The sequence below is a fragment of the Spirosoma harenae genome (assembly GCF_054776975.1).
The window spans coordinates 1-15,276 of the sequence record NZ_BAAHBD010000027.1 but is presented as its reverse complement, the minus strand read 5'-3'; the positions used below and the strand labels follow the sequence as shown (position 1 = coordinate 15,276).

Genomic DNA, 15,276 nt, shown 5'->3' with positions numbered 1-15,276 from the left:
GTGTTTTGTAGGTCATTTTGTCATTTTTGCGTCCATAGATGGCTGTCGGAAATAGAGAATACAGCAGTTAACCCTAATCAATCCGGTTAAAATGTCAGTAAGAGTATGGTATTTGAAGACTATTTAGCTCAGAAAAAAATTAATAGTGAGCTGTTTCAGCAGACCGAACCAGCCCGATATATGGAGTGGCAAAGAGAATTCGCGCAGATGCATCCAGAAAGCTTTACCGCTCAGAAGAAATTTCTTTTGAATGATACTCGAAGGAAGTACCTTGTCCGTTAATATGTATTAATCAGTCCGAAGGCCGGGCTGTCCTCTATACTAACCTCAACTTTTCTTCATGAGCCTTACATTAGGAGAACTGCGTGGCATCACAGATGCCGTTCTGAATGCCCTAAAGGCGCAAGGCATTAGCGATGCGGAATCGCTGCTTGATGCGACCAAAACGCCCGGCGACCGTAAGTCGTTAGCGGAACTTAGTGGCGTAGATGGGAAAATAATTCTGGAACTGGCCAATCGCGCTGACCTGGCCCGCGTTAAAGGTATTGGGCGCGTTTACAGCGATCTAATGGAAGAAGCCGGGGTCGATACGGTTAAAGAATTAGCGCAACGATCAGCTGAAAATCTGCATGCTAAACTAATTCAGATTAACAGTGTCCGGCAATTTACTCAACGTCCGCCTTCTGTTGAGCAAATCGGTGATTTTGTAGAACAGGCGAAAAACCTGCCCAGAATGTTAGAGTACTAATTGCGTATCGTAAACTGGCTCAATCCATACCGCCAGCGTGTTCTAATAAAATACGACATCGATAATTTGACAATAACCTTACACTCCGTTCAATAACTCTTGAAAATTTCACTCAAAGACATCATGGCCTACATGATGTCTTTGGTTTCCTTTGAACCCATTTTTTGAGAAATACTTGCGAATTAGCTTCGTCCACCCGGCTCACGCAGATATTTCTCTAAACGGCTTTCCAAGTCAGGTTGACTCAGATTTGTATAAAGTTCGCCATTGAGCGCCAACGTTACCCGGCCACTCTCTTCCGAAACCGCAATCACGGCAGCATCAGTAGCTTCACTCATCCCCAAAGCCGCACGGTGACGAAATCCTAGCGAAGGAGGCAGTTCATCATCTTCTGATACGGGTAATATACAGCGCGCTGCCCGTATTCGACCTTCACTAATAATTACAGCCCCATCATGCAAGGGACTGTACTGACTGAAAATAGCCAACAGTAGCGGTTTCGATATATCGGCGTCGACAATTTCACCCGATTGAGCAAATTTCTCCAGATCGTCGTTCCGCTGGAGAACGAGTAAGCCACCCGAAAATTCGCCACTCAGCGCCTTACAGGTATCCAGTATCGGTTTTAGTGGAGTATGAGTTTCCGGTGTTTCTGTTTGACGAAGTAGCCACCGTTTGAATAGTCGACTATTCGTAACATTAGTTGATTTGCCAATAAGCAGCAAAAACCGCCTGATTTCGTGCTGGAAAATAATGATCAACGCCAGGGCGCCCACACTGATAAAATACTCCAGAATGGTAGTCATTAGATTCAGCCCCAGCGCTTTAACGAGTAAATAAGCTAGATAAACCAGTAAATACCCAACAAAAACCCGACTGGCAACGCTTCCCCGAACAAGGTTATAAATCTGATAAATTAACAGGGTTACCAGCCCAATGTCGACTAAATCGAGCCATCCAATGTCTAAAAAACCCAGGCGAAAAGCCAGCATGTACTAAATGGTCAAAGTTTCCGGGCTAAATATAAACAGAATTAAGTACTTAGGCAGGTTCGTATTATGTTTCAACTGTCATGTTTCAAACTAGTCGGCACAGCTAATTAACTTGCAACATGACAGTTGAAACACGAGGCAAACGATTGATATGTATCTATATATCAATCGTTTGGCCTTCAATAGCCAGGTAGGTTTCGGGGAAGACGGCGCGGGCTTCGTCTAAAAATGGCTCGTATTGTTTGTAGCGGGAGGAGAAATGGCCAATTATCAAACGGCCTACCTGCGCTTTGGCGGCAATCGTTGCCGCCTGCTCTGCAGTTGAGTGAAATACTTCAGCCGCCCGTTGTAAATTATCCTGTAGAAAGGTGGCCTCGTGATACAGTAAATTGACGCCCTGCAATTGCGAAACCAATTCCTCAACGTAGCGTGTATCGGAACAAAAGGCGTATGAACGAGGTTCAGGAGCGGGTTCCGTATAGTCAGCAGCGGCATACAGCATCCGACCATCCGCATCCAGAACATCCTGCCCATCTTTGAGCTGTTTCAGATAAGCAATCGGCACATCGGCAGGCAGTTTTTCGCGGAGCAAATGAGGTTTTGCTCGTTTTTCCTGAAACAGATAGCCCGTACAGTCGATCCGGTGCTGGAGCGGAATCGACTGTACACTCATTAAGGGGTGATCCAGTAAATAAACGGCCTGGGTTGGGTCAACAGCCTGAAAATGCAATCGATAGCCTAACCTTGAATCTGATACGCGAAAAATCGTGGTAAGTACTTCATCCAGCCCACGGGGCCCAAACAAAAACAAATCTTCGGTACGTCCCGCCATATTCAGCGATGACAGCAATGGAGCCAGTCCAAAATAATGATCACCGTGCAAATGGCTAATAAAAATGTACCGAAGTCGCCCCGGCCGAATCCGTTGTTCGAGCAGCCGAAATTGAGTTCCTTCACCACAGTCGATCAGAACATAATCACTACCAATGGTCAAAAGTTGGGCGGTTTGATGGAGTTTGAGCGAGGGCGTAGCCGACCCAGCCCCTAGAATCGTAAGGGAAAACGGCTGCTGATTCGACCGATGCTCCGAAGCATACCTAGCCTCAGCAATAGATTGTTGTTCAGGTTGTTGCACTATAAAATCAGGATTCGACACTCCCTCCTACATTATACTCATCATCTTCCTCACTTCGGAAGTCATTTTCCAGTTCATTCATAAAGACGGCATCGACTGCTTCTTCCACAGTGGGCAGAATAACCAGCTCGCTCAGATTGGCTTTATCCAAAAACTCAATCAAATCATCGTCTTTAGTAACAACAACCAATAAGCCCTCTTCATTGGTACATTGACGATTTATTTTTCGAAGAGTCATAACGCCAGCCTGATCGATCGACTGAACGGGAGCCATATCAATGATAATATTGCTATACCCTTCGCGAAACAGATTCCGGCTAAGCGTTTCAAAATCAGTCAGTATACCCTCTCCAAATGTGGGTTCAGCGAATCGAATCAGGGCGTATTGTTCGTTTTTTTCAATCGAATAGTTCATGGGTGCTTTATTTTGAATAATCGACTTACTGAATGAGTAACTCATTCGAAAAGCGGGTTATTCTGCTGGTTAAATCAGTCAAAATTAGCGATTGCCTTCAGGATATTAGTTTCGATTCGTACGAGTGGATCAGTTGTTTCATCTGGTTGAAAACGCTGCCCAGTAACGATTTCAAATAATTCGATGTATCGTTTGGTGATTTCCCCAACCCATTCATCCGACATAAGAGGGACAGTCTGTCCGGTTTTTCCCTGAAATCCGTTTGCAATGAGCCATTCTCTAACGAATTCTTTCGACAATTGTTTTTGTGGCTGCCCTGCCTGCTGATTTTGCTCGTAGACGTTGGCGTAGAAATACCGGGACGAATCGGGCGTGTGTACTTCATCAATCAGGTATACATTTCCATCCAGATTCCCGAACTCATATTTGGTATCAACCAGGATCAATCCCTGCTTGGCAGCCATTTCGGTACCGCGTGCAAATAAAGCGAGTGCATAGCGTTCCAGCTGAACATATTCTGACTCAGGCACAATCCCCCGCTCCAGAATTTCCTCTCGGCTAATATCCTCATCGTGACCTTCATGTGCTTTGGTCGATGGTGTAATAATAGGGGTTGGCAGTCGGTCATTTTCTCGAAGTCCATCAGGCAACGGGACCCCACAAAGCATTCGATGACCATCACGATACTGACGCCAAGCATGCCCTGCCAGATAGCCACGAACAACCATCTCAACCGCATAAGGTTCACACTTAAGACCTACACTAACATTAGGGTCGGGTACATCGAGAAGCCAGTTCGGAACAATGTCGGCGGTGGCTTTCAAAAAGTACGAAGCTGTTTGATTAAGTACCTGTCCTTTAAAAGGGATAGGCCGAGGTAATACAACATCGAATGCGGATATGCGATCCGATGCTATCATAACTAACTTGTCGGGAAAGGAATAAACATCCCGCACCTTACCCCGATAAAAGCCGGTTTGGCCGGGAAATTGAAAATTGGTCTCCTGAATGGTGCTCATTTAACGTAGTTTAAGTGTTCAAGTCTAAGGTTTCAAGTTCCAGGCTTGTTTACATAATTACTCCGATTGGAGCGTCATACCTGAACTATTACCCCAGAAACTTGACCCATTTTTATAGTTTTTCAATAACAATAGCAGAGGCCCCACCGCCCCCGTTGCAAATACCGACCGCACCGTATCGGCCGCTGTTTTGCTGCAATACGTTGGTCAAAGTTGTTACAATTCGAGCCCCTGATGCTCCCAATGGATGACCGATTGATACAGCTCCTCCGAATACATTCAGTTTTTCCTGCGGCACACGCAGTACTTTACTGAAAGCTAGTGGTACCACTGCGAAGGCTTCATTTACTTCAAAGAAATCAATGTCATTGACGGTCAATCCGGCTCGTTCGATGGCAAGCGGAACGGCTTTTGTGGGGGCTGTTGTAAACCATTGCGGTTCCTGTTCGGCATCAGCATACGCCAAAATCCGGGCGAGTGGTTTCAGCCCCAGCTCGTCGGCTTTCTTCCGACTCATCACCACTACAGCAGAAGCCCCATCACTAATCGGCGATGAACTGGCTGGCGTCACTGTTCCGTCGGTCGAAAAGGCTGGCTTTAAACCCGGAATTTTCTCATAAATAACATTCTTATATTCTTCGTCTTCAGAGACAATACTAGTCCCTTTCCGACCAGCCACTTCAACTGGAACGATTTCGGCGCTAAAACGACCTGTCTGTGTACTGGTTTCTGCCCGACGATACGAATTGATCGCATAGGCATCCTGTTCTTCGCGACTAATTTCATATTTTTTTGCAGTTAGGTCTGCAAAAACGCCCATTGCACATTGATCATAAACGTCAACCAGGCCATCACGAGCCAGGCCGTCTACCAATTCTGCATTTCCATATTTATAACCAAATCGAGCTTTCGGAATGTAATAAGGCACATTGGACATGCTTTCCATTCCTCCTGCCACAATGCATTCAGCCTGTCCAAGCTGAATTGCCTGAGCCGCCAACATAATAGCCTTCGTGCCAGAGGCACATACTTTGTTAATAGTTGTACAGGGAATAGTGGCCGGTAAGCCAGCTTTAAGAGCGGCTTGTTTAGCGGGTGCCTGCCCCACATTAGCCGACACCACATTTCCCATATATACTTCCTGCACCTGATCCGGTTTAACGCCAGCCCGACTTAAAGCTCCCTGTATAGCTACCGCTCCTAGTTCAGTAGCCGATAAGCTTGACAAAGCCCCTCCAAAGCTACCAATAGGGGTTCGCACAGCCGCAATAATAACAACCTCATTCATGGGTATTCTTTTATAATATATTGACTTACAGCATTCGGTATCCGTAAACTGTTATCACATAATCACCATCGATTCTCCTTTTCTGCTGGCTTCGTTCCCTTCTGTCGGGCTGCCCGAGTAAGTGCATAAGGCAAATCATCACCTCGCATAGCATCGAGTAGTTGTAAAGCTTGTTCTTCGCTCAAATTTAACCGTTGAAAACGTCGTAATATCTCATCCTGTCGATCAGACCGTTCAACCTCCTGTCCACCAGACGGTCGAGGTTTATCGACCTGCTTTTGTTTAGGATCTGTCGATTTACGACGCGGATTCTTAGTTGACGATTTTCCAGAATAGTATCGTTTAAGGAGTTCAAAGTTATAGCGAGCAGATTTGTTATCTGCATTTTCAAGCAACGCTTGCCGAAATAAGGTTAATGCTGTGGTGCTATCGCCTGCCAGGCACGCAATAACGCCCAGTTGAGTAGCAGCGGCTGTTCGTAAATCGGAGCGATCAGACTGCATCAGGGTTTCATACTGAAGTTTCGCTTTGGCATATTGCGCTAACTTAAAATAGGTATGCCCAAGGTTTAACCGAACAGCCGGATCAATCGTAGTAGTATTTTGACTCAGATAGGCATACAGAGAAAGGGCACGTCGGTACTGACCTGCCTCATAGGCCAGTTGCGCTTCCTGACGGGCCTGGTTGTTTCGTGAAACCTGATTACGCGAAATCAACTCATTCAACCATAGCCAGGCAGTGATGAGTAAATAAATCATAGTAACGCGATCTATGGGAGGCCAAAAATAAGACGAAACCCCGAAATCAACTCACAATCGAAACGTCCGGATTACGATAAGTATATCTAAAGACAACAAGGCGAGTGCTGCCAGCAGGAAATAATAATATTTATTGGTTGATACTGCAATCTGACGCTGATTGAAAAAGCCTCCTTTTAACGACCGCAATACCCCCGCTAACTCATTGACATACCGACCGTTCGCGTCGGCTTCAATGTATTGCCCCCGACTATCCCGAGCCAGCTCTTGTAAAAATTGCCGATTTAACCGACTCCGAACAATCTGGTGATCGTCATCACGCACAAAGTCTCGCCCTTTTCGAATCGACGATCCGGCCTCAGTACCAACTCCTACCGTAATTAAGGGGATACCCTGCATACGCAACCTCGTTAATTCGTTCCGTTCGCACAAGTCAAAACTTTCCCCATCACTAAACAAAATAATAGCTCTGACATTACGATGAGTAGACGAGTCGGCAATCAGTTTTTGATACGCGAGTGAAATAGCGCTACACAAATCGGTTCCTCCGTTTGGAGAAATACTCGTATGTACTTCACGTATAAATTGATTCAGCGCATCCTTGTCTGCCGTAAGTGGAGCTAGTACAAAGGATTCAGATGAAGCCATAATTAAGCCGAATCGATTAGCAGGCAACGTATCACAAAGTTGCTGAATGTCGTATTTAACCCGCTCCAAACGAGTCGGAACGATATCCATTGCATCCATTGACCGAGAGATGTCAACAATCAGAAATGTATCGTGGCCAGTAATTGCAAAATCGCCTTCAGCTTCCCCAAACGAAGGGCCAAGCAACGCAATAATAAGCAGGGTTAGATAACTACCGCGTAGAAAAAACTTAGGTACAACTCCCCAGGCTGATGTATTTAGCTGCTGTGCCAGCCGAAAAGTACGCCAGATATAAAGCGCATAAAGGCCTATAAACAGACAAATAAAAAAAAATTCACTACGCGAAAAAGAATATACCCAATTCATTTAAAGCAAGTATCAGGCTGACTCTGACTTAGTTTGGGGTAAAGCACTAACCCAAGCGATTGGCGAAATTAACAATTATAAAAAGATTTTCGCGGCTCCCTCTTGACCAAAACGCTTAATTACCCTATCTTTGTGTCCCAATCGTTCAAGAGAGCGAAAATGGCTACGGAGAGATGCCTGAGAGGCCGAAAGGAACAGTTTGCTAAACTGTCGTACTGGTAACGGTACCGAGGGTTCGAATCCCTCTCTCTCCGCGGAAATAATAAGTTATAGAGTGTGCCGTTTTAATCACCACTTTATAGCTCTCCTTCGGGGTGTAGCGTAGCCCGGTATCGCGCCTGCTTTGGGAGCAGGAGGTCGTAGGTTCGAATCCTGCCACCCCGACACTGAAAATCAGCCACTTAACATTTAGTTAAGTGGCTTTTTTCTTTTTAGGTACAACGTTAGGTACAACAAAAGTTGTGCTCCTCATTTATGACATAGAAGAAGGGCCAATTTCAGCCTTTGCTATTGGTGGTATTCGTTTTCCTCCTGAAAAGTCAACAATATGAATAATGATGTTTGGCAGTGCTTTAGCCAAATCGTCAGGCATAAGGAGGTATTGTATACCGTACTTGCCAATACCGTATTCCGTCCCGAGTACTTCGTTATTTACAATCCATCGGTCAAAGCTGTTAGCTTATTGCCGATTTGCCCGAAAGTGCCACATACTGTCGTTATTGCCTTCAGGAATCTTAGAAAGAAGTTGACGTTTACCGCTTATAGGGTTCCGGTATTTGCAAGCGGCCATTGTCCGGTATCATAAAAATAGTCAACGGATCGTATCGAGTAAACGCCTGAATGTCTTTGTAAGACATTGTTACTTGTCGGCCTTTGTGGAAAAAACTTACCTCATCATTTGGGCCGGGGTTTGATGCTCCAGGCAAGTAAGTAATGACAACAGCTCCGGGGCCGTTTAATTGGCGCAACTGCTGTTTAGTCCCCTTACTGCTTTTACCAGCTATGAGCGTTGAAAGTAGAGCAATCTTATCGGTTCGTTTCATTAATTTTTTTTGTCAGTATGCTAACGGGTAGCGAATATCTTTGCAGCATTTTACCCTACCTAGGCAATATTTTATTTTTATTTGCTTCAAAACAAGAAGTTAATGTAAGTCGATATTTTAATTCTTAACAATGTGGCGAAATATTAGCACTTATGCTCATACGATATAGGTCAGTCAGCTTTTTGATAAACTACAACTAACAAAAGTGTTTTTTCGACCTAACAAATTGTATTTTTAAATTCATTTAGTATCGTTTTGTCATGCTAAATTGTGTCTTCATGAATGATTCTATATCTACTTGAATAGAACTCCAAATCGTTGAACTTACTCTAAACCTTATATTTTGATCTTCTATACTAACAGATATACCGTCTTTGCCGGCATTAAGTATTGATTTTTTTAACTCTACATCGTTAAACTCCTTAATTACATTATTAATTTTATAGCCGATTGTGTGGATTACTTTAGCATTAACTCTTATATATTCAATATCAGGTTCATTACCGTCTAATGGCACAACAATTAGTGCATAATTGTCTTTATTCTCTGTCGCAATTTTTGCTTGCAGTGGCGTCATTGCCGCGTAATCTTTTCCTGTTGCTTTCAATTCTATAAGCCAGTTATTTATTTTAAAACCTTCTCTTTCATTGTTATCATTGACAAAATCGGAGGAATCTTCTGTGATAATGTAATCACTACCAATAGGTTCTCTTTTTATATAAAATGAAAATTCTTTATTACTTAATTGTTCTAAATATTCTTTAAATAAATCTTCAACTAATTTACCTATAGTTTGGTTACGTTTTATTAGTTTACGATGATTTAACCTCTTTTCATACTCTTTTTTTATGTATGGATCGTTGAAAATTTCGTGAACTAAGTCTGGATCGACATCACTCGTAATTAAATTGGTAATTGCTTTGTCCCAGCTTATCCGCAATTTGTCATTTGACAGTGTATTCCTAATCAGATCCGAAACGCCAATGCCTAATTTATTCAATAGAAGTTGTTGGTTTGAACCCCTAATTTTTTTTATTAACTGTTCGTCTCCTTTAAGTAATTCCGATAAATTTTTTGAAGAAGGTGTTTCACTAACAAATTTAACCTCGGAGTTATCGTTTTCTGATTTTACATTTATCCAGCTTAAGCGTTTGGCGCGGTAAACCCAAAGGCATCTTTTAAATGGTATAGGTTTTTCAATTCCTTCTATAACTATATCCTGTTTATCGATTTCAAATGAAGGGTCTTTTTCAACTGCTTCTACAAGTAGAAATTTAAACCTTTCTAAACTTGATTTTTGAGTGCTATTTCTGCTGTAGATATGCCCATCTGTAGCAGTTAAATAAGCGAAATCTGTATAAGTAATTTTGAATTTAAATTTAAGTTGCCCTTCATTATCTCGCAAAAGATTTAAATCATTTTCATTTATAATTAATAACTCTAGTAATTTCAAGTTGGCGTAATCATTTTTAATTACTAGAGGTAGATAATGGATAAAACCATTGTCGCTTAAAAATTTGTAATCAGCGCTATTTAAGTATATATTATAGACCTCATTAAGGCAATCTTTATCTCTAATTAAATTTGAATATATCGGAAATTGATTCTCAAAAAAAGGCTTTGGGCTAAGTAGTAAATGTTCAGATTTTGGAAAATGATCATAAATAAAAACCTCATCGCTTCTTTTATTTCCACCTGTCAATACCTTCAAATCCTTAATTGTATCATTCTGTTTTTGAGTAATAAGCCATTTAAGGAATTCTGCATTACCTTTGAGAAGCTCATTCCTACTAAAATCACTTTCAGTTAAATTATTAAAATTAGATTTTAACTCGCCAATAGCGTCCTGGAGTGTAAAATTGTCCACACCTGCAATATAAAAAGGGTTTATTTTTCTAGAAATAAGTCGTTTAGCATAGTTTAAGCCGATCAAGTTAGAAATAGAAATTAATGTATCATCATTAACCTTATCCCAACTCATTCCTTCAGCCTTCTGTAACTTATTATCCTGATTTAGAACAATTTTATGGTCTAATGGAAAAGTGTTTGAAATTTTTACTACTGTCGAATATAAATCATTTAGCCATGCATTAACATCAATATTTAATAACTCTTGAAGTTCAACTAATGATTCTTGCTCCTCCACAAAACTAATTACCATTTTAAGTCCCCATACAAATTTCAATTTATGGGGTTCAATAGTTTCAGTTGATAATTTGGAAATATTATCTGCTATTATTACCCAATTGTCAATTTCATCATCTGTTGGAAGCCGTATTTTTTTTGTTTTAGTTAACAGATCCCACAATAGTCTTGTATTCTCTTGGCTGGTGGAATAAGGTATTTTAAGATCCTCAAGGCAAGTATAAGTATTATCTGCTCCGTAAAACCTTATAACTGGTTTAGACGCAAGATTATTAATACTATTCCGCTTAACTTGATTGAACCAATCGTGATCAATCCATTTAAGATCTTTTGATAGTTTTAAGTTAAAAAGTTCAAAAACACCTTTGATATTTTTATCTGTAAAAAAATAAGCAAATGATTCTATATAGTTTGAAAGTGCATTGTTGACAATCTCTTTATTAATTGATTCATTTGCATTTTCCGAAAATTTTTTTAAGTAGACACCATCTCTTTCAACTCTTGGGTGAAAATAAATAGAGTTAATTATTATAGGGATTCCTATTTCTTCTGTGCCGATTAAAGGAAAAGTAAAGTAGAGTCGAGGGTATTTTTTTGTTAATGGAAAAACCATTTCAAAACCATTAACTATATGAGTTATTACACAGGCATCATATTTATCTCCCTTATAAATATAAGCTTTAAAGGTTGCTTCATTTTCTTTGTTTATCACTGTATTGATTTCCCATTCATTTATACACCTAATTTCATTTATATATGTATTAATATGAGATTTTGCAAATGTTTTTGTTTGAGTATCCTCTATAACCGTAACTGATTCTATCTGGTCATTAAATAATTGAGTAATTGGAATTAATTCATCAAGGCATTCTAACCCAACTTTAGCAGTTATCTTACCTTTTGAGTCGAGGTTATATGTAAATTTTGTTTGAAATTCAGATTCTCCGAGGTAACTATATTCGCTTATAGAGTTATCGAATTGCCGATTCGATTCTTGTTGAAGTTCGTAAAATTCTCCATTACTTGAAGCATTTCGATTAAGCAAAAAAGAGAAAGATCCTTGACTGTTGGCAAGATTTCCTGAAATGTGTACTTCTTTTGATAAGAGGTATGTCGTCATAAATCCAGTCCAAAACCTTCCTGTTTTGCCTTCTTTATCATTCTTAGATGAGCCTTGAATTATTAAACTTAAAATATCATCTAACTCAAATGGGTTTCCAGTGTGTGAAAATGAAATTTTATTTTCAGAAATCTCAATCTTTACTTTAACTATCTCATTTTCATTTATTTAATCTTTTGCGTTTTGAAGCAATTCCCAAAACCATCTTCTTTCATAATCATCTCTCTCGTTTTCTCTAGCAATAATATCTCTATAAACACTATCTGCATGCCTAATTTCAGCAATTTCTCGTCGTCTTTGTTTTATCTGATCTGTCTGAATCATTGGCTTTTAATTTTGTCAAATATTTATTTTTTTAATGGCTTAATTTCATTTCTACAATTCAACAAATGGCACGTTTTCAATACAAAGTAAGAATGCATACTTTATATTATTAGTGATAAATCTAATCTTTTACAATTTAAGGTTAATTTTCAGATTAAAGTATTAAGTAAAATGCTCATTCCGTGAAATGGAACTTAGTCTAATGTACATCACGAATAGCCTTTTTAAGTTTTTATTAGATCAACTAATATAAAAGTTGTATAGAGTTTGCTTTTTTTTCAAAAGCAAACTCTATATGATTAGGCTATAAAAAACTAAAAACTTATATAACCCCTTGCCTCATTTGAATGCAATATTTTGAACCTGTTTACTGGTTAGTTAATTCGGTACTCAATTCGCCCATCTGGGTAACGGTCGTAGCATTTGGTTTTACCGTCCATGTAAATTTCATTATGATACGTTGGCTCGCTAGAATTTTGCTCAACTGGATCTTCACTATCATCAAGAATCAATGTCAAGCATATAAGCTCCCAGCTTTTACACATGTATTAACGTCTTTGCTACTTAGCCTACCTTCGACAATTTTAGAAAGTAAGGCTAATTTATCGGCTCGGTTGGGTAGTATCCTTATACTAGCAGTTTGCGCGTTTGGCTGGTAAAATGAAGATTGTGCCAACGCTATAGCGGCAGGCGAATTGACAGGCTTCCCATAGTGTCATTTGATGCTTTTTGCCTTTGTAGTAAAAATGTACCGGGTCATCGTCGGCAATTGACTGGCCACTTTCAAAATCTAAGTCATCAATAATAATCAGTGACCGGAGGGTGTTCTCCCATACCTGTTGCAATCGTTGGCGATTTGTTTGGTTTATACCACCTTGTAAGACCTTTGTAAGTAGACTTACCTTTTCGGCTCGTTTCATGCTGTCTTGGCTTTCTTGAAGTACCATTCAAACCGGGAAAGTTCTGTTTCAAGGGAGAGAAGTAAAAAAGGATGCTCGTCAAAAGCCGATGCTGATTGCTTAAAATAATGGCGAAGGTCTGCAATTGTGCCACCTTGCAAATATGTGCTGGAGTAATTAGGATGTCGTATCTGTATATAATTTAAAGCTACAGAATCCTACTGGCTGCTATCAGCGTCTATAATACCAACGGCACTGTAAGAATAATACGATCCTTTAGGATCAACTCCATAAAATCGGCGTAAACAGTCTTTCAGAGTTATATAATCATTTCTTTTCCCATCAATGATGCTTTCAGTAGGCATAACCAGTAGGTCTAAAAGAAGAGGTGAACATTGGCTAATATCAACAAATCCGTGAACCTCCAGAAATGGCATCATTTTTTTGCGCTGTTGACGATGCAATTCCTGTAAAGCCTTCTTTCTACCATTTAAGACTTCCTGTATGGCTTTCAGCTTTTCAATTCGGTTCATAACTATCAACTGTGACACAAAAGCTACCGTAGGCAACAGGGCTCTTTAAAAAGTCAGCATAAGAAGTACACTTTTGGCCATGTACATTACCTATTCGCACATCGACTAGATCCGTTGGCTTTGGCGTTCCATTGCTGGAAACCACTATGAAGAAAGGCTCCAGTTGACGTTGATAATGTCGTAAGCCACTGGAATTACCATTGATTGCAGCTTGCAGCATTAACAGCTTTTCTTTACGATTGCTGAATTTCATTAGTTTGCCCCATTATAATAATCTCGTCTAACTGCTCATTGGTCATTGTACCATAATCAGGGCAAGACTGATTTTTTCCCAACTTAATGATAACTTCCAACTGCTCATCAGTCATAGCTTGTAATTGCTCCGTTGTGAACGCCTGCTTTCTTGGTGGAGGCCCTTTAAGCTGACGTAGTAAATCGGCTTCACCACATAAAAACTGATTTAAAATCTTGACCTTACGTGTCCGGTTGATACTGGCAGTTCTCATGCTCAATCCAGTTTAGCCATTGCCTTGTCTAACAAGTCGTCTATCTGTTCGTCAGTGAGTGTAGATAGATCTATTTTCTGTTCCCGCTGTTTGGGTAATACGTACTCCATAAATTTGAGGTAAGCTGCTACACGGTCTTTCGGCTCCAACGTTTGCAAGTCAGTCTGAATCGCGTCGAACTGATTATCTATTAGGGCGGCAATCTTGCTCTTTATATCTGTGCTGGCTTTATTGGTGCTACCGGGTTTGCGTCCGCCCGTCTTTTCGCGCCCCTTCTCAAATACCATTGTGCATTTCGTTTTCAGGATGGAGAGTAGATTCTTTTTTCGCTGCTACACCTAACCAGGGCGGTAAGCCTTTCTTTGGCTCATCCTCTTTTAGCTCAGCTTGGAGTTCAACGCTATTTAGTTTGGGCATGACGTAAGGCAGTAGGGCGATAAGCATTCGCGCCCGGTCAGTGGATTCCATTGCGGCCAATGTATCCGGCAACTCATTCAGGGCTGTTTGTACATTGCCTGTAATTGGTAACGTAGTTCCTTTGCCCCTTTATTCGGTGTTCCGGCTTCGCGTCCTCCTTTTTTATTGCGTCCTTTTTCAAACTGCATAAAATCCTCTATTTTCTCTCTAATTTAGAGAAAATAAGGCTAAGTATGAAAATAATTGAAGGTAAAATGTTTACAAATAAAAACGATAAATGTACTTAATTTTAAAGATAGTAAATGAACAGAGTTATACGTTCAGCGCATACTTTTTTATCCCTTTGTCTACCCGGCGTCGTTGCTGATTAAAGCAATAAAAGCTCATTGCCTATTCCGTTGTCAGAAGTTATTTTTCTATCTAACCGAGGCTGAATAATGAACAGAAGCAGAGCCTATATTCATCGCACCACCATAAGGCCAATGCAATTTTAAGCGCTATAAATGTTGTACTTAAATTGATACGTCCACTGGAATTATGCGAATTCTACCACCCTTTATCAATGGCTGTGGAGTAAATTTATAGCTGTCGGAATTACACAGAATTATTAATTGGTCAGGATTAGATTTGTTGGCTAATAATTTTTTTATAGATGAAGTTGATTTTCCATTAAAATAAGATGGCGCTACGTTAAAAGCCTCACCAGCAAGTACCTGACTATTGGATTTGCTTATAATATCATGAGCATTTGCCTTTTCATTACCCAACTCAACCGTAAATTCATCAAAACTGGAAAACTCAGGATATTTATTTGTTAACATTTATTATCGCTGGATCGGACCGCCGAAGCGGCAAAGAGTTTTTGGAAGCTGGTAAAAAGCGATTAGCCGGGGATACCACTCGCGAAGCTACTGCACCTG

The 15,276-nt window shown here is 40.4% G+C and carries 17 protein-coding genes and 2 tRNA genes; 3 read left to right on the top strand and 16 right to left on the bottom strand.

Features of this window, described 5'->3' with window-relative positions; all coding sequences use genetic code 11:
- Positions 1-340: 340 nt before the first annotated feature.
- On the top strand, positions 341-748 hold the full coding sequence (locus ACYVE4_RS25145; RefSeq protein WP_461043034.1) for a DUF4332 domain-containing protein: 408 nt from the start codon (positions 341-343) through the stop codon (positions 746-748).
- A gap of 182 nt (positions 749-930) precedes the next feature.
- Here the strand turns inward: ACYVE4_RS25145 and cdaA are convergent, their stop codons facing one another.
- The 7 genes from cdaA to ACYVE4_RS25110 form a co-directional block, all read right to left on the bottom strand.
- Positions 931-1,740, bottom strand: coding sequence for a diadenylate cyclase CdaA (cdaA, locus tag ACYVE4_RS25140; RefSeq protein WP_461043033.1), 810 nt, complete (start codon positions 1,738-1,740; stop codon positions 931-933).
- Between the two features lie 157 nt (positions 1,741-1,897).
- Positions 1,898-2,851 (bottom strand): ribonuclease Z, encoded by a 954-nt coding sequence (locus tag ACYVE4_RS25135; RefSeq protein WP_461043329.1) that lies wholly within the window; start codon positions 2,849-2,851, stop codon positions 1,898-1,900.
- Positions 2,852-2,882: 31 nt separating this feature from the next.
- Complete coding sequence (locus ACYVE4_RS25130; RefSeq protein WP_461043328.1) at positions 2,883-3,290, bottom strand: STAS domain-containing protein; 408 nt, start codon at positions 3,288-3,290, stop codon at positions 2,883-2,885.
- A 74-nt stretch (positions 3,291-3,364) separates the two neighbouring features.
- On the bottom strand, positions 3,365-4,309 hold the full coding sequence (locus tag ACYVE4_RS25125; RefSeq protein WP_461043032.1) for a phosphoribosylaminoimidazolesuccinocarboxamide synthase: 945 nt from the start codon (positions 4,307-4,309) through the stop codon (positions 3,365-3,367).
- A 112-nt stretch (positions 4,310-4,421) separates the two neighbouring features.
- Positions 4,422-5,597 carry an acetyl-CoA C-acyltransferase gene (locus tag ACYVE4_RS25120; RefSeq protein WP_461043031.1) on the bottom strand — a complete coding sequence of 392 codons (1,176 nt, stop codon included), beginning with the start codon at positions 5,595-5,597 and terminating at the stop codon, positions 4,422-4,424.
- Positions 5,598-5,659: 62 nt separating this feature from the next.
- Entirely contained in the window at positions 5,660-6,355 is a 696-nt protein-coding gene (locus ACYVE4_RS25115; RefSeq protein WP_461043030.1) for a tetratricopeptide repeat protein, read from the bottom strand.
- Positions 6,356-6,406: 51 nt separating this feature from the next.
- Positions 6,407-7,369, bottom strand: coding sequence for a vWA domain-containing protein (locus ACYVE4_RS25110; protein ID WP_461043029.1), 963 nt, complete (start codon positions 7,367-7,369; stop codon positions 6,407-6,409).
- Positions 7,370-7,536: 167 nt separating this feature from the next.
- Here ACYVE4_RS25110 and ACYVE4_RS25105 point away from each other — a divergent pair.
- Positions 7,537-7,623, top strand: a tRNA-Ser gene (locus tag ACYVE4_RS25105).
- A gap of 56 nt (positions 7,624-7,679) precedes the next feature.
- Positions 7,680-7,753, top strand: a tRNA-Pro gene (locus ACYVE4_RS25100).
- 368 nt (positions 7,754-8,121) lie between these two features.
- On the opposite strand, the gene ACYVE4_RS25095 is transcribed toward ACYVE4_RS25100, so the two are convergent.
- The 9 genes from ACYVE4_RS25095 to ACYVE4_RS25055 all read right to left on the bottom strand — a co-directional run bounded on the left by ACYVE4_RS25095 (position 8,122) and on the right by ACYVE4_RS25055 (position 15,177).
- On the bottom strand, positions 8,122-8,412 hold the full coding sequence (locus tag ACYVE4_RS25095) for a hypothetical protein (protein WP_461043028.1): 291 nt from the start codon (positions 8,410-8,412) through the stop codon (positions 8,122-8,124).
- 244 nt (positions 8,413-8,656) lie between these two features.
- The gene (locus ACYVE4_RS25090) at positions 8,657-11,677 is read right to left on the bottom strand and encodes a hypothetical protein (protein ID WP_461043027.1); all 3,021 of its coding nucleotides are present in this window, start codon (positions 11,675-11,677) and stop codon (positions 8,657-8,659) included.
- A 168-nt stretch (positions 11,678-11,845) separates the two neighbouring features.
- The gene (locus tag ACYVE4_RS25085; RefSeq protein ID WP_461043026.1) at positions 11,846-12,001 is read right to left on the bottom strand and encodes a hypothetical protein; all 156 of its coding nucleotides are present in this window, start codon (positions 11,999-12,001) and stop codon (positions 11,846-11,848) included.
- 632 nt (positions 12,002-12,633) lie between these two features.
- Positions 12,634-12,921, bottom strand: a complete 288-nt coding sequence (locus ACYVE4_RS25080; protein ID WP_461043025.1) for a hypothetical protein — start codon at positions 12,919-12,921, stop codon at positions 12,634-12,636.
- A 197-nt stretch (positions 12,922-13,118) separates the two neighbouring features.
- Complete coding sequence (locus ACYVE4_RS25075; protein ID WP_461043024.1) at positions 13,119-13,433, bottom strand: hypothetical protein; 315 nt, start codon at positions 13,431-13,433, stop codon at positions 13,119-13,121.
- Positions 13,434-13,666: 233 nt separating this feature from the next.
- On the bottom strand, positions 13,667-13,939 hold the full coding sequence (locus tag ACYVE4_RS25070; protein WP_461043023.1) for a hypothetical protein: 273 nt from the start codon (positions 13,937-13,939) through the stop codon (positions 13,667-13,669).
- 2 nt (positions 13,940-13,941) lie between these two features.
- The gene (locus ACYVE4_RS25065) at positions 13,942-14,226 is read right to left on the bottom strand and encodes a hypothetical protein (protein ID WP_461043022.1); all 285 of its coding nucleotides are present in this window, start codon (positions 14,224-14,226) and stop codon (positions 13,942-13,944) included.
- The gene (locus ACYVE4_RS25060) at positions 14,216-14,407 is read right to left on the bottom strand and encodes a hypothetical protein (RefSeq protein ID WP_461043021.1); all 192 of its coding nucleotides are present in this window, start codon (positions 14,405-14,407) and stop codon (positions 14,216-14,218) included. Before ACYVE4_RS25060 ends, ACYVE4_RS25065 begins: the two co-directional genes overlap by 11 nt.
- A gap of 461 nt (positions 14,408-14,868) precedes the next feature.
- On the bottom strand, positions 14,869-15,177 hold the full coding sequence (locus ACYVE4_RS25055; RefSeq protein WP_461043020.1) for a hypothetical protein: 309 nt from the start codon (positions 15,175-15,177) through the stop codon (positions 14,869-14,871).
- Positions 15,178-15,276: the final 99 nt, after the last annotated feature.

Excerpts from the sequence above, each read along its gene's own strand:
- ACYVE4_RS25070 (WP_461043023.1), bottom strand. The coding sequence starts at position 13,939 with ATGAGAACTGCCAGTATCAACCGGACACGTAAGGTCAAGATTTTAAAT.
- ACYVE4_RS25130 (WP_461043328.1), bottom strand. The coding sequence starts at position 3,290 with ATGAACTATTCGATTGAAAAAAACGAACAATACGCCCTGATTCGATTC.
- cdaA (WP_461043033.1), bottom strand. The coding sequence starts at position 1,740 with ATGCTGGCTTTTCGCCTGGGTTTTTTAGACATTGGATGGCTCGATTTA.
- ACYVE4_RS25145 (WP_461043034.1), top strand. The coding sequence starts at position 341 with ATGAGCCTTACATTAGGAGAACTGCGTGGCATCACAGATGCCGTTCTG.
- ACYVE4_RS25085 (WP_461043026.1), bottom strand. The coding sequence starts at position 12,001 with ATGATTCAGACAGATCAGATAAAACAAAGACGACGAGAAATTGCTGAA.
- ACYVE4_RS25125 (WP_461043032.1), bottom strand. The coding sequence starts at position 4,309 with ATGAGCACCATTCAGGAGACCAATTTTCAATTTCCCGGCCAAACCGGC.
- ACYVE4_RS25095 (WP_461043028.1), bottom strand. The coding sequence starts at position 8,412 with ATGAAACGAACCGATAAGATTGCTCTACTTTCAACGCTCATAGCTGGT.
- ACYVE4_RS25060 (WP_461043021.1), bottom strand. The coding sequence starts at position 14,407 with ATGGAATCCACTGACCGGGCGCGAATGCTTATCGCCCTACTGCCTTAC.
- ACYVE4_RS25115 (WP_461043030.1), bottom strand. The coding sequence starts at position 6,355 with ATGATTTATTTACTCATCACTGCCTGGCTATGGTTGAATGAGTTGATT.
- ACYVE4_RS25090 (WP_461043027.1), bottom strand. The coding sequence starts at position 11,677 with ATGACGACATACCTCTTATCAAAAGAAGTACACATTTCAGGAAATCTT.
- ACYVE4_RS25075 (WP_461043024.1), bottom strand. The coding sequence starts at position 13,433 with ATGAACCGAATTGAAAAGCTGAAAGCCATACAGGAAGTCTTAAATGGT.
- ACYVE4_RS25055 (WP_461043020.1), bottom strand. The coding sequence starts at position 15,177 with ATGTTAACAAATAAATATCCTGAGTTTTCCAGTTTTGATGAATTTACG.
- ACYVE4_RS25065 (WP_461043022.1), bottom strand. The coding sequence starts at position 14,226 with ATGGTATTTGAGAAGGGGCGCGAAAAGACGGGCGGACGCAAACCCGGT.
- ACYVE4_RS25110 (WP_461043029.1), bottom strand. The coding sequence starts at position 7,369 with ATGAATTGGGTATATTCTTTTTCGCGTAGTGAATTTTTTTTTATTTGT.
- ACYVE4_RS25120 (WP_461043031.1), bottom strand. The coding sequence starts at position 5,597 with ATGAATGAGGTTGTTATTATTGCGGCTGTGCGAACCCCTATTGGTAGC.
- ACYVE4_RS25080 (WP_461043025.1), bottom strand. The coding sequence starts at position 12,921 with ATGAAACGAGCCGAAAAGGTAAGTCTACTTACAAAGGTCTTACAAGGT.